General features: G+C 61.5%; 14 protein-coding genes. 10 read left to right on the top strand and 4 right to left on the bottom strand.

Going from position 1 to position 12377, the window contains the following annotated elements; translation table 11 throughout:
• Positions 1-162 precede the first annotated feature (162 nt).
• Complete coding sequence (gene argH, locus CAG47_RS04510; RefSeq protein ID WP_085723727.1) at positions 163-1557, top strand: argininosuccinate lyase; 1395 nt, start codon at positions 163-165, stop codon at positions 1555-1557.
• Positions 1558-1681: 124 nt separating this feature from the next.
• Here the strand turns inward: argH and CAG47_RS04505 are convergent, their stop codons facing one another.
• On the bottom strand, positions 1682-2341 hold the full coding sequence (locus CAG47_RS04505) for a glutathione S-transferase family protein (RefSeq protein WP_085723725.1): 660 nt from the start codon (positions 2339-2341) through the stop codon (positions 1682-1684).
• 124 nt (positions 2342-2465) lie between these two features.
• Between CAG47_RS04505 and CAG47_RS04500 the strand changes: the two genes are divergently transcribed.
• From CAG47_RS04500 to CAG47_RS04490, 3 genes are all read left to right on the top strand, one after another.
• Complete coding sequence (locus CAG47_RS04500) at positions 2466-2750, top strand: hypothetical protein (protein ID WP_085723723.1); 285 nt, start codon at positions 2466-2468, stop codon at positions 2748-2750.
• Between the two features lie 216 nt (positions 2751-2966).
• Positions 2967-3212 carry a TIGR02647 family protein gene (locus CAG47_RS04495; protein ID WP_085723721.1) on the top strand — a complete coding sequence of 82 codons (246 nt, stop codon included), beginning with the start codon at positions 2967-2969 and terminating at the stop codon, positions 3210-3212.
• Positions 3213-3403: 191 nt separating this feature from the next.
• Positions 3404-6247 carry a class I adenylate cyclase gene (locus CAG47_RS04490; protein ID WP_085723719.1) on the top strand — a complete coding sequence of 948 codons (2844 nt, stop codon included), beginning with the start codon at positions 3404-3406 and terminating at the stop codon, positions 6245-6247.
• A gap of 7 nt (positions 6248-6254) precedes the next feature.
• On the opposite strand, the gene rnk is transcribed toward CAG47_RS04490, so the two are convergent.
• From rnk to cyaY, 3 genes are all read right to left on the bottom strand, one after another.
• Positions 6255-6665, bottom strand: a complete 411-nt coding sequence (gene rnk / locus CAG47_RS04485) for a nucleoside diphosphate kinase regulator (protein ID WP_008001484.1) — start codon at positions 6663-6665, stop codon at positions 6255-6257.
• 249 nt (positions 6666-6914) lie between these two features.
• Positions 6915-7136, bottom strand: a complete 222-nt coding sequence (locus CAG47_RS04480) for a DUF1289 domain-containing protein (protein ID WP_085723717.1) — start codon at positions 7134-7136, stop codon at positions 6915-6917.
• Between the two features lie 4 nt (positions 7137-7140).
• The gene (gene cyaY, locus CAG47_RS04475; RefSeq protein WP_085723963.1) at positions 7141-7473 is read right to left on the bottom strand and encodes an iron donor protein CyaY; all 333 of its coding nucleotides are present in this window, start codon (positions 7471-7473) and stop codon (positions 7141-7143) included.
• Positions 7474-7680: 207 nt separating this feature from the next.
• Between cyaY and CAG47_RS04465 the strand changes: the two genes are divergently transcribed.
• From CAG47_RS04465 to CAG47_RS04440, 6 genes are read left to right on the top strand one after another with little or no spacing between them, the layout of a single operon-like run.
• Entirely contained in the window at positions 7681-7857 is a 177-nt protein-coding gene (locus CAG47_RS04465; RefSeq protein WP_007992225.1) for a lipoprotein, read from the top strand.
• A gap of 9 nt (positions 7858-7866) precedes the next feature.
• Positions 7867-9114, top strand: coding sequence for a diaminopimelate decarboxylase (gene lysA / locus CAG47_RS04460; RefSeq protein ID WP_085723716.1), 1248 nt, complete (start codon positions 7867-7869; stop codon positions 9112-9114).
• 4 nt (positions 9115-9118) lie between these two features.
• A complete protein-coding gene (gene dapF, locus CAG47_RS04455) occupies positions 9119-9949 on the top strand; it encodes a diaminopimelate epimerase (protein WP_085723714.1) in 831 nt (276 codons plus the stop codon).
• 13 nt (positions 9950-9962) lie between these two features.
• Positions 9963-10688, top strand: a complete 726-nt coding sequence (locus tag CAG47_RS04450; protein WP_085723712.1) for a DUF484 family protein — start codon at positions 9963-9965, stop codon at positions 10686-10688.
• A gap of 2 nt (positions 10689-10690) precedes the next feature.
• Positions 10691-11590: a tyrosine recombinase XerC gene (gene xerC / locus CAG47_RS04445; protein WP_085723711.1), complete on the top strand. Its 900-nt coding sequence runs from the start codon at positions 10691-10693 to the stop codon at positions 11588-11590.
• Entirely contained in the window at positions 11587-12294 is a 708-nt protein-coding gene (locus CAG47_RS04440; RefSeq protein WP_085723709.1) for an HAD family hydrolase, read from the top strand. The genes xerC and CAG47_RS04440 overlap by 4 nt, the downstream gene beginning before the upstream one ends.
• Positions 12295-12377 lie beyond the last annotated feature (83 nt).

Below are 12377 nucleotides of genomic sequence, written 5' to 3'. Positions count from 1 at the left end.
GGAAAATATCGTTCGGCAAAAAATGTACGGCCCTGCCCGGGTCATGACGCACTCCCCGGTAAAAACGTATCGACCAGTGTCAGCGACAGGATTGGCAACCCTGTTATTATCCGCGCCAGCGTTACACGCCTTCTCTTTCTTCAAGCCGATACGAGCGAATTCATGAGCACTGACAAGACCAATCAGTCCTGGGGCGGCCGCTTCAGTGAACCCGTCGACGCCTTCGTCGCCCGCTTCACCGCCTCAGTCACCTTCGACCAGCGCCTGTATCGCCACGACATCATGGGCTCGATCGCCCACGCCACCATGCTGGCCAAGGTCGGCGTGCTGACCGATGCCGAGCGCGACAGCATCATCGATGGCCTGAAGACCATCCAGGGTGAAATCGAGGCCGGCCAGTTCGACTGGCGCATTGACCTCGAAGACGTCCACATGAACATCGAGGCGCGCCTGACCGACCGCATCGGCGTGACCGGTAAAAAACTGCACACCGGCCGCAGCCGCAACGATCAGGTCGCCACCGACATCCGTCTGTGGCTGCGTGACGAAATCGACCTGATCCTGGCCGAAATCACCCGCCTGCAAAAAGGCCTGCTGGAACAGGCCGAGCGCGAAGCCGCCAGCATCATGCCGGGATTCACCCACCTGCAGACCGCACAGCCGGTGACGTTCGGGCACCACATGCTGGCCTGGTTCGAAATGCTCAGCCGCGACTACGAACGCCTGGTCGACTGCCGCAAGCGTACCAACCGCATGCCGCTGGGCAGCGCCGCACTGGCCGGCACCACCTACCCGATCGATCGCCAATACACCGCCCAATTGCTGGGTTTTGACGCCGTTGGCGGCAACTCGCTGGATAATGTCTCCGATCGTGATTTCGCCATCGAATTCTGCTCGGCCGCCAGCATCGCGATGATGCACCTGTCGCGCTTCTCCGAAGAACTGGTGTTGTGGACCAGCGCGCAGTTCCAGTTCATCGATCTGCCGGATCGTTTCTGCACCGGCAGCTCGATCATGCCGCAAAAGAAAAACCCGGACGTGCCGGAGCTCGTGCGCGGCAAGACCGGCCGTGTATTCGGCGCGCTGATGGGCCTGCTGACCCTGATGAAAGGCCAGCCACTGGCCTACAACAAGGACAACCAGGAAGACAAGGAACCACTGTTCGACGCCGCCGACACCCTGCGCGACTCGCTGCGGGCCTTCGCCGACATGGTTCCGGCAATCAAGCCCAAGCACGCGATGATGCGCGAAGCGGCCCTGCGCGGCTTCTCTACCGCCACCGACCTGGCCGACTACCTGGTGCGTCGCGGCCTGCCATTCCGTGATTGCCACGAAATCGTTGGCCATGCCGTGAAATATGGCGTGGACAGCGGCAAGGACCTGGCGGAAATGAGCCTGGAAGAACTGCGCAAGTTCAGCGACCAGATCGACCAGGATGTGTTTGCCGTGCTGACCCTCGAAGGCTCGGTCAATGCCCGCAACCACATCGGCGGCACCGCGCCGGCGCAGGTGAAGGCTGCTGTGGCGCGCGGTCAGGCCTTGCTCGCCAGCCGTTAAAAGCCAAAAGCTTCGCGAGCAGGCTCGCTCCCACAAAGGCATGCGTCAGACACAGGTTTTGTGTGTGACGCAGAACCCTGTGGGAGCGAGCCTGCTCGCGAATACGATCTTAAGCGCAACAGAGCTACTTCCTGGCTGCGATCATCGCCATGAACGCTGGCATCGCCGCCTCCCTGTCCGCCGCCACTCGCTGAACGTTCCGGTTTTCCCCCAACCGCTGCAACAGCGCCTTGGCTGCTGGCAACTCAGCCAACAGATCGATATCAAACAGCTTCTTCGCCACACCACACGCCAGCGGCACGCTGTACAGGAAATACAAATCGGCAATGCTCAAGCGGTCGCCAGCCACGTAAGGGCTGAATTTGCCGTGACGGCCCAGCGCCGCCATCCCCAGTTGCAGCTCGGCCCTGGTTTTTTCCTTGATGGCCTCCGGCAGGGTCATGCCAAAAAAGGCTTCGCCGTAACAGGCCCGCCCCGGCAATTCGATGTACAACTCGATTTCCCTGGCCAGCGCCAGCACCTGCGCGCGCTCGAACGGATCGCTCGGCAGCAGCGGCGTGCCTGCCTGACTTTGCTCGATGTATTCGAGGATCACGCTGGTCTCGTTGATGAAGCCCTGCTCTACCTGCAGGACAGGGACCTTTCCACGCGGGCTGATCGCCAGGGCCTCTGGGCTGGTACCGGCGTAAAACGGTACTTCTTCGAAGGGCAGTCCTTTTTCCAGCAGCGCCAGTTTGACCATGTTGTAGTAGTTACTGACGGAGAATCCATAAAGCTTGATCATCACAAAGCCTCCAGGCCGTGCGGGGTGGGCAGTGCCTGTTTATAGAACGCCGCCGGGATTCCTGCCAGCAGCATCACGCCGCTGAATACGGTTAAACTGGCCACCTTTCCCTGAGGAGCCAGCCATGAGCGAGCCGAGCGATATCGACAACGACGACGAAGAGTTCGCCGAAAATACCCTGATCCAGGCCATCGAAAACCAGATCGAGAGCGACAACCCGCCAGCAGCCAAGGCGACCTTCAACAAGCTGACGCTGGTGGGCTACGAGCGGGAAGAGATCCTCAACCTGATGGCTCACGTTTTAGCGGTAGAAATCGACGCGATTCTCGAAGAAGACCGCGCGTTCGATACCCAATGGTACGAAGCGGCATTGCGGGCCCTGCCGGAACTGCCCCCGGAAAAGCAATGACCCAACACCTGTAGGAGCGGGTGCCCGCTTGCGGCATGCTCGCGATGGTCGCCAACGATAACGCTGGCAGCCTGACTTCCGCGGTGTCCTGTCGTGCATCGCGAGCATGCTCGCTCCTACGGGAACTCGATTTCTTTCACCGGCACTGGACATGCCGCAGCGGCAGGTTCACCTTAGGGGCGCTGTCGTCCCATTCCAAGAAAGTATGGAGTCCTTATGTCGTTTACCCCTGAGCTGGTTGCCGAACTGGAAATCCTTGCACTCTACAGCCTGGAAAACTCCCAGGAAGGTCTGAAAATTCACCATACCGCTGCCCCCCAAGCCATTGCCGCCGCCAAACGCCTGCACGAAAAAGAACTGATCACCCAGCCCGATGGCGGTTACCTGACCAGCCTGGGGCGCGATGCCGCTGAACACGCTCAATCCCTTCTGACCATCCTGACGACTCAGGAAACGGCCTGACCGTATCGTATCGCCCACGGAAAACCCGAAACGGAACATCCGTGGGCCTGTTCGGCTGGCTGACCTTTTCCAACGTTGTAAATCTGACGCCAAAAAACCAAATTCAGCTTAAATGTCTCCGGTCCGAGGCGCTAAACTGCCATCACCCGAGAGCCTCCACGTCCGAGCCCTGCGAGCCGGTTTGAGCTGACATGACGCGCACCCATGAAATCCGCCCAGATCTGGACGAAGGAATCGACCGCAAGGTTCTCGGCCAACTGCGCGCACGCTTTCTGAAACTCAACGAAGGACGCATGGCCCGCGCCATGGAGGGGTTGTCGCCCCGTCAGCAAGGGGTCCTGACCTTGCTGCCGCTGTTTTTCCACGTTAATCATCCGTTGTTGCCCGGCTATGTTTCCGGCAGTACACCGGCCGGGCTGTCGAACTTCGAGCCGGATACCAATGTCCTCGCTGAAGCCCAACGCCTGACCCGTTCGTTTTCCTACAAACCGCGCCACGGCAGCAACCCGCCACGGCCGATTCACGGACTGTTCCTGATGGGCAGCCTCGGCACCCTGGCCCAGGCCGACCAGAGCGACATGGATGTGTGGGTCTGCCACGGGCCGGACCTGACCGAAAACGAACTCGCCGAACTGCGCAAAAAATGCCAATTGCTGGAAATCTGGGCCGCCAGCCAGGGTGCCGAGGCGCATTTCTTCCTGATCGACCCAAGCCGTTTCGTCCGTGGCGAACGCGATACCCGGTTGAGCTCGGAAGATTGCGGCACCACCCAGCACTACCTGTTGCTGGACGAGTTCTACCGCACCGCGATCTGGCTTGCCGGGCGGACACCGATCTGGTGGCTGGTGCCGGTCTACGAGGAATCGAGCTACGACCGCTACACCCATACCCTGATCTCCAAACGCTTCATCCGTGCCGATGAAACCCTCGACCTCGGTAACCTCGCCTACATCCCGCCCGGCGAATTCATCGGTGCCGGGCTCTGGCAGTTGTTCAAGGGCATCGAATCGCCCTACAAGTCGGTGCTCAAGCTGCTGCTGACCGAGGTGTACGCCAGTGAACACCCCAGGGTTCATTGCCTGAGCCTGCGTTTCAAGCAAGCGGTGTTCGCCAACCGGCTCGACCTCGACGAGCTGGATCCGTACGTCGTGGTGTACCGGCGCATCGAGGAATACCTGATCGTCCGCAACGAACCGGAACGCCTGGAGTTGGTCCGCCGCGCGCTGTACCTCAAGGTCAATCGCAAACTGACCGGCAACAGCCGCACCCAGAGTTGGCAACGCGCATTGCTCGAGCGCCTGGCCCACGAATGGCGCTGGGACCAGCGTCAACTGACCCTGCTCGACAGCCGCAGCCAGTGGAAAGTCCGCCAGGTCAGTTCCGAGCGGCGGGCGCTGGTCAACGAGTTGAACTACAGCTACCGCTTTCTCACCCAGTTTGCCCGCCACGAACAAACCGTCAGCCGCATCAACAAGCGCGACCTGAGTGTGCTCGGTCGTCGGCTGTACGCCGCGTTCGAGCGCAAGGCCGGCAAAGTCGAATTCATCAACCCCGGCATTGCCCTGGACCTGGCGGAAGACACCCTGACACTGGTGCACGCACCGAACAGGAAAGAACCACAGCAAGGCCAGTGGGGCCTGTACAACGGCAACCTGACGGCGCTGGAGTGGGAACATTTCGCGCCGATCAAACGCAGCCGCCACTTGCTGGAACTGCTGACCTGGTGCCACCGCAATGGCGTGATCGACAGCAGCACCCGCCTGGCCTTGCACCCCGGCACCAGCGACTTGAGCGAATTCGAACTGTTCAACCTGCTCGGCAGCCTGCAACAGACCATTGCCCTGCCCTTGCCCACCGTCGCCGAAGAACCTCTGCTGCGCGCCAGCGTGCCGAGCGAAGTGCTGATTCTGGTGAATGTCGGCGTCGATCCACTCAAGCACCATCGCGACCTGAACATCCTGATGACCACCGAGCGCACCGATTCCCTGAGCTACGCCGGTGTCCGGGAAAATCTGGTGCTGACCCTGGACCAGGTCACGCTCAACAGCTGGAACGAGGTGCTGGTCAGTCGCTACGACGGCCCACACGCTTTGCTCGACTGCATCGGCGACTACCTCAACAATCTGCCGGCCGGGCCGCAACAGCCGAAGCTGCGGGTGCGTTGTTTCTGCCATAACCGTGCGCAATTCATCGCCCAACGGGTCGACGACATCCTCGAAACCGCGCAGAACCTGTTGCTGAGCCGACTCAATCATCGCTACCTGATCCAGGTCCAGCAGCACTACCACGTGCTGGAGTTGGTGCCGGGCCAGGTCCGGCACATCGCGCTGGCCACGCTGCCGGCGCTGATCGATTACCTCGGCAAGGAAATGGCCAGCTACAGCCCTCTGCACCTGGATCCGAAGGCACTGGAAGACCACGACCTTGCGCTGTTCCTGCCGACGGGCCAGCCGGACTGCATTCAAGTGTTCTATCGGGTCAACGACGATCAGGCTGATCTGTATGTGCTCGATGAGTTCAATGCCCTGTGGCATCAGCGCCTGCCCTGGCATGATGAGCAAAGCCTGCTGGTGCCTCTGCAACGCTTCCTGCAATCGATCCAGTACCGTCGCGATGCCCTCTTGCCAATGGACGCGGCCGCCCCCCTGAACCTCGACACCCTGTTTTGTCAGTTACTGCCGCCAGGCCCTGGCCGGGCACGCCGCATCGAAGCCCGACCAGTACCGCTGACACCCGTGAACAAACCGTTCTACGACGTGCAGGCGATCGTCGGCAAAGCCGCACCGGGTCAGGCGCAGGTGACGTTGTATTGCAATCAACGGGAGTTTTCCGAGCTGGAACATGGCGACCAGCTGTTCAGCGTAGTCGCCCGGGAAATCGTCGGACAGCGCCGGGAGAGCGAACGCTACCGCTGCTACATCACCGACCTGGACCTGTCAGGCCTGCTCGGCGAAGGGCAGAGTTCCACCCATCTGTACCTGCGCTACAAGGCTGACCTGGAGCACGCACTGAACGAGGCGCTCGATCAGGCCTGAGGGGATGTCACTCGGGGAAGTCGCCGCCATTGGCCGGCTGCGATTCGACTTCCAGCAGCGTCAGCTTCAGGGTCTTGCCGCCCGGAGCCGGCCAATCGATATGCTGGCCAACCTTCAGGCCGAGCAGCGCGCTGCCCACCGGCGCCAGGATCGAAACCTTGCCTTCGTCGGCGTTCGCATCCTTGGGGTACACCAGGGTCAGGTGGTAGTCCTTGCCACTGCCTTCTTCACGGCAATGCACACGGGAATTCATGGTCACGACATCCGCCGGCACTTCATCGTGGCCGACCACAGTATCGGCGCGATCCAGCTCGGTTTGCAGCGCAATAACGCCTGGCAGCGTGTCGTCCAGGCTGTCGATCAGACGCTCCAGACGCTGGACGTCCAGACGGGTAAGGGTTATGGAAGGTGCGGTCATGATCTGGGCAGACTCCTTTCTTCTGCACGAAAAAAGCAAAACCCCGCCAGAAAAAGGCGGGGTTTTCATCAGCCTCGATGGGTTGAGGCATTCCCGGACACTATCACAGCTCAAAAAATAAACAAGCCGTGCCCACCCCCCTGTAGGAGCGAGCATGCTCGCGATGGCCGCCAACGATAACGCTGACAGCCTGACACCCCGCGGTGTCTTGTCGTGCATCGCGAGCATGCCGCAAGCGGGCACCCGCTCCTACAGGGGAACGTTTCGACGTTGAGCGGCTTGGGCACAGATGACCCGCCGCCGCTCGTCATCCGCCGAACGCCACTCGCGGATGTCTTCGACATGGCGGAAACACCCCAGGCAGACTTTGTGCTCATCCAGCCGACACACATTGCAGCAGGGCGAGGGCACCGCCGGGCTGACATTGCTGTAGAGCGGCTTGGGCGGACGGACGGGAGCAGACTCGGTCACGATCTCACAGACCTTCGAAATCGAATTCGACACCCGCCTGTTGCCGGACGATTCGCTCGAGCATTTCACCCAGTTGCTCTTCGCTCTTGTCGCACATCCAGCGCTCGCTTTCTTCGTCGTAGTCGAAGTGGAAACCGCCGGACACCGCCGCCAGCCACAGCTGGCGCAGCGGCTCCTGGCGACTGAAGATCAACTGGCTACCGTTCTCGAACTTGACCGTCAGCACACCGGCCGAGCTTTCGAGGTCGATATCCAGGTCGCTGTCGTCAAAGATGTCCTCCAGGGTTTGCTGGGTGGCATCGACCAGGTCATGGAAACGCGCTTCGGACAAACTCATTACGGCAACCTCAAAAAGTGTCTGATCAGGCTCAAGCGCCGCAAGATACGACCGAGCCCCGTCGATTGCAAAGGATAACGACCTGCGGGACCCACAGGGATTGCGTGATACCGGCCAACCCCCGCCAGACGGGCGTCCGTTGCATAGGCAAGCTGCCGGGTGGCCGGTATACTCCGGCGCAATTAATGCATTTTCAAGGATTTCGCCATGAAGCGCCTGATCTCTTCCCTTGCTGCGCTCCTCGCGGTTGCCTGCCTTGTGTCGGCCTGCGGTCAAAAAGGCCCGCTGTACCTGCCCGATGAAGACCAGGACCCTGCCGAGCAGGCCAAGTCGTCGCAGCAGCAGCCTGCCTCGAAAGCACACAAGCACGACGTCTACCAATAAGGGAACCTCATGGACGCTTTTAACTACCGTGACGGTGAACTGTTCGCGGAAGGTGTTGCCCTGTCTGCCATCGCCGAGCGCTTTGGCACACCGACCTACGTTTACTCGCGCGCACACATCGAAGCCCAATACCTGGCTTACGCCGATGCACTGGCTGGCATGCCGAGCCTGGTGTGCTTTGCGGTCAAGGCCAACTCCAACCTGGGTGTCCTGAACGTTCTGGCGCGCCTGGGCGCCGGTTTCGACATCGTCTCCCGCGGTGAGCTGGAACGTGTCCTGGCCGCTGGCGGCAGCGCCGACAAGATCGTGTTCTCCGGCGTCGGCAAGACCCGTGACGACATGCGTCGCGCCCTGGAAGTCGGCGTGCACTGCTTCAACGTCGAATCCACCGACGAGCTGGAACGCCTGCAAGTGGTCGCCGCCGAACTGGGCGTTCGCGCACCGATTTCGCTGCGCGTGAACCCGGACGTCGATGCCGGCACCCACCCGTACATTTCCACCGGCCTCAAAGAGAACAAGTTCGGCATTGCCATCGCCGATGCCGAAGACGTGTACGTGCGTGCCGCGCAACTGCCGAACCTGGAAGTGGTCGGCGTCGATTGCCACATCGGCTCGCAACTGACCACCCTGCCGCCGTTCATCGACGCTCTCGATCGCCTGCTGGGCCTGGTCGACCGCCTCGGCGATTGCGGTATCTACCTGCGCCACATCGATCTCGGTGGTGGCCTGGGTGTGCGATACAAGGACGAGGAGCCGCCACTGGCTGCCGACTACATCAAGGCCGTACGCGAGCGTCTCGACGGTCGTGACCTGGCGCTGGTGTTCGAGCCGGGTCGCTTCATCGTCGCCAACGCTGGCGTTCTGCTGACCCAGGTCGAGTACCTCAAGCACACCGAGCACAAAGACTTCGCCATCGTCGATGCGGCCATGAACGACCTGATCCGCCCGGCGCTGTACCAGGCCTGGATGGACGTCAGTGCCGTGCGCCCGCGCACCTCTGCCGCCCGCGCCTACGACATCGTCGGCCCGATCTGCGAGACCGGCGACTTCCTGGCCAAGGATCGTCAGCTGGCCCTGGAAGAAGGCGACCTGCTGGCCGTGCATTCGGCCGGCGCCTACGGGTTTGTCATGAGTTCCAACTACAACACCCGCGGTCGTACCGCCGAAGTGTTGGTGGACGGTGATCAGGCATTTGAAGTGCGTCGCCGTGAAACGGTAGCCGAGTTGTTTGCTGGCGAAAGCCTGCTGCCGGAGTAAAACCATGCTGCTGCGTTTTACCAAGATGCACGGCCTGGGCAATGACTTCATGGTCCTCGACCTAGTCAGCCAGCACGCGCACATTCTGCCCAAGCATGCCAAGCAATGGGGCGACCGGCACACCGGCATCGGATTCGACCAGTTGCTGATCGTCGAAGCACCGAGTAACCCGGACGTGGATTTCCGCTATCGGATCTTCAACTCCGACGGTTCCGAAGTGGAACAGTGCGGCAACGGTGCGCGCTGCTTCGCTCGTTTCGTGCTCGACAAACGCCTGACCGCCAAACGGCTGATCCGCGTCGAAACCAAAAGCGGCATCATCGAACTGGATGTGCGTAACGACGGACAGATCAGCGTCAACATGGGCGCCCCGCGCCTGGTGCCAGCGGATGTTCCGTTCCAGGCGCCGGAGCAGGCCACCAGTTATCAGGTCGATGTCGACGGCACCCCGGTCGATCTGGCCGCCGTGTCCATGGGCAACCCCCATGCCGTGCTGCGAGTGAGCGATATCAACAACGCACCGGTGCATGAGCTGGGGCCGAAAATCGAACACCACCCGCGCTTCCCGGCACGGGTCAATGTCGGTTTTCTCCAGGTCATCGACCGGAGCCGTGCGCAGTTGCGCGTCTGGGAGCGTGGAGCCGGGGAAACTCAGGCCTGCGGAACTGGCGCCTGCGCTGCCGCAGTGGCTGCGATCAGCCAGGGGTGGATGGATTCGCCACTGTTGATCGACCTGCCTGGCGGGCGCCTGTCCATCGAATGGGCAGGCCCAGGCCAGCCGGTGATGATGACCGGCCCGGCAGTGCGCGTATATGAAGGACAAGTGCGTCTTTGAGTGAGCGAACCCCATGACCGACAAGCCTCAGGTACCCGCACGACAAGCTGACGAATCACCGTCCGAAAGCCTGGAGGCGGCGGCTGTTGCCGCGTACCTGGAGGCTCATCCGGACTTCTTCGTCGAGCACGAAGAACTGCTCCCGTCCCTGCGCATTCCTCATCGGCGCGGCGATACCGTGTCGCTGGTGGAGCGTCAGATGACCATCCTGCGCGAACGCAACATCGAGATGCGCCATCGCCTCTCGCAGTTGATGGACGTGGCCCGGGACAACGACAGGTTGTTCGAAAAGACCCGTCGCCTGATCCTGGCGCTGATGGATGCCACCAGCCTGGAAGACGTGGTGATGAGTGTCGAAGACAGCCTGCGCCAGGAATTCCAGGTGCCCTTCGTCAGCCTCATCCTGCTCGGTGACAACGCCATGCCGGTCGGCCGCTGGGCCACTCACGCCGAAGCACAAGTGGCCATCGGCGGCCTGCTCTCGGAAGACAAAAGCGTCAGTGGCAGCCTGCGCGAGCACGAACTGGACTTCCTGTTCGGCGAAGAACAGCGCAAGCAGATCGGCTCCACCGCGGTCGTTGCCATCAGTCACCAAGGCATCCACGGCATCCTGGCCATCGCCAGTCGCGATCCGCAGCACTACAAAAGCTCGGTGGGCACCTTGTTCCTGAGCTACATCGCCGAAGTCATGGGTCGCGTGCTGCCACGGGTCAACAACTCCCTGCGCTCGGTACGCTGAACATGGAACGGCAACTGGACGCTTACTGCGAACACCTGCGCAGTGAGCGACAGGTGTCGCCACACACGCTATCGGCCTATCGCCGCGACCTCGATAAAGTGCTGGGCTGGTGCGTCAAACAAAATATCGGCAGTTGGGCGGCGCTGGACATCCAACGCCTGCGTAGCCTGGTTGCCCGCCTGCACGCCCAAGGCCAATCGTCCCGCAGCCTGGCGCGATTGCTATCGGCCGTTCGCGGGCTCTATCACTACCTCAACCGCGAAGGCCTGTGCGACCACGATCCGGCCAATGGCCTCTCGCCGCCCAAAGGCGAACGCCGCCTGCCGAAAACCCTCGACACCGATCGCGCCCTGCAACTGCTTGAAGGCGGAGTTGAAGATGACTTTCTGGCACGTCGGGACCAGGCGATTCTGGAGTTGTTCTATTCCTCCGGCTTGCGGCTGTCGGAGCTGACGGGACTCAATCTCGATCAACTCGACCTCGCAGACGGCATGGTCCAGGTGCTCGGCAAAGGCAGCAAGACCCGCCTGCTGCCGGTCGGAAAAAAGGCTCGCGAAGCACTGGAACAATGGTTGCCGCTGCGGGCAATGGCCAATCCGGCAGACGATGCGGTGTTTGTCAGCCAGCAAGGCCGACGTCTCGGCCCACGGGCGATCCAGGTGCGGGTCAAGGCTGCCGGCGAGCGCGAACTGGGACAGAACCTGCACCCGCACATGCTGCGGCACTCCTTCGCCAGCCACTTGCTGGAATCCTCCCAGGACCTGCGCGCGGTGCAGGAACTGCTCGGACACTCGGACATCAAGACTACGCAAATCTACACCCACCTGGACTTCCAGCACCTGGCCACGGTCTACGACAGCGCCCACCCACGGGCCAAACGCATGAAAGGCGACGATTCATGAGCATTCAGTTGATCACCTTCGATCTCGACGACACCCTGTGGGACACCGCCCCCGTCATCGTCAGCGCCGAAGCCGTTTTGCGCGAATGGCTGACCGAGCACGCACCCAATCTGGGGGCCGTGCCGGTGGAACATCTGTGGACTATTCGTGAGCGTGTCTTGAGCAACGAACCAGGCCTCAAGCACCGCATCAGCGCACTGCGGCGGCGGGTGCTGTTCCATGCGCTGGAAGAGTCCGGTTATGGGCATGACGAGGCGTCGGACCTGGCGGGCAAGGGCTTTGAAGTGTTTCTTCACGCCCGCCATCAGATCGAAGTGTTTCCGGAGGTCGAACCGACCCTGGAAATCCTCTCCAATCATTACGCCCTCGGCGTCGTCACCAACGGCAACGCCGATGTGCGTCGACTGGGCCTGGCGGACTACTTCAAGTTTGCACTGTGCGCCGAAGACATCGGCATCGCCAAACCCGATGCGCGACTGTTCCAGGAGGCATTGCAGCGCGGTGGCGCGACCGCTGATACGGCGGTGCACATCGGCGATCATCCAGGTGATGACATTGCCGGGGCGCAACAGGCGGGAATGCGGGCAATCTGGTTCAACCCGGCAGGCAAAATCTGGGAGGCTGAACGCCTGCCGGATGCGGAGATCCGCAGCTTGACCGAGCTGCCTGCGTTGTTGGCGCAGTTGAACAAGACTTCGGCCTGACCCGATTCCTGTGGGAGCGAGCCTGCTCGCGAAAGCGATGGCTCAGCCGACATTGATTTTGAATGTCCCGGCCTCTTCGCGAG

This window comes from Pseudomonas sp. R37(2017) (genome assembly GCF_002113375.1).
Taxonomy (GTDB): Bacteria; Pseudomonadota; Gammaproteobacteria; order Pseudomonadales; family Pseudomonadaceae; genus Aquipseudomonas.
This window is presented reverse-complemented; position numbering and strand designations above follow the sequence as displayed.

Coding starts and splice junctions, on each gene's coding strand:
- CAG47_RS04465 (WP_007992225.1), top strand. CDS start 7,681: ATGAAGCGCCTGATCTCTTCCCTTGCTGCGCTCCTCGCGGTTGCCTGC.
- rnk (WP_008001484.1), bottom strand. CDS start 6,665: ATGACCGCACCTTCCATAACCCTTACCCGTCTGGACGTCCAGCGTCTG.
- argH (WP_085723727.1), top strand. CDS start 163: ATGAGCACTGACAAGACCAATCAGTCCTGGGGCGGCCGCTTCAGTGAA.
- CAG47_RS04500 (WP_085723723.1), top strand. CDS start 2,466: ATGAGCGAGCCGAGCGATATCGACAACGACGACGAAGAGTTCGCCGAA.
- lysA (WP_085723716.1), top strand. CDS start 7,867: ATGGACGCTTTTAACTACCGTGACGGTGAACTGTTCGCGGAAGGTGTT.
- CAG47_RS04450 (WP_085723712.1), top strand. CDS start 9,963: ATGACCGACAAGCCTCAGGTACCCGCACGACAAGCTGACGAATCACCG.
- CAG47_RS04505 (WP_085723725.1), bottom strand. CDS start 2,341: ATGATCAAGCTTTATGGATTCTCCGTCAGTAACTACTACAACATGGTC.
- cyaY (WP_085723963.1), bottom strand. CDS start 7,473: ATGAGTTTGTCCGAAGCGCGTTTCCATGACCTGGTCGATGCCACCCAG.
- CAG47_RS04495 (WP_085723721.1), top strand. CDS start 2,967: ATGTCGTTTACCCCTGAGCTGGTTGCCGAACTGGAAATCCTTGCACTC.
- xerC (WP_085723711.1), top strand. CDS start 10,691: ATGGAACGGCAACTGGACGCTTACTGCGAACACCTGCGCAGTGAGCGA.
- dapF (WP_085723714.1), top strand. CDS start 9,119: ATGCTGCTGCGTTTTACCAAGATGCACGGCCTGGGCAATGACTTCATG.
- CAG47_RS04490 (WP_085723719.1), top strand. CDS start 3,404: ATGACGCGCACCCATGAAATCCGCCCAGATCTGGACGAAGGAATCGAC.
- CAG47_RS04440 (WP_085723709.1), top strand. CDS start 11,587: ATGAGCATTCAGTTGATCACCTTCGATCTCGACGACACCCTGTGGGAC.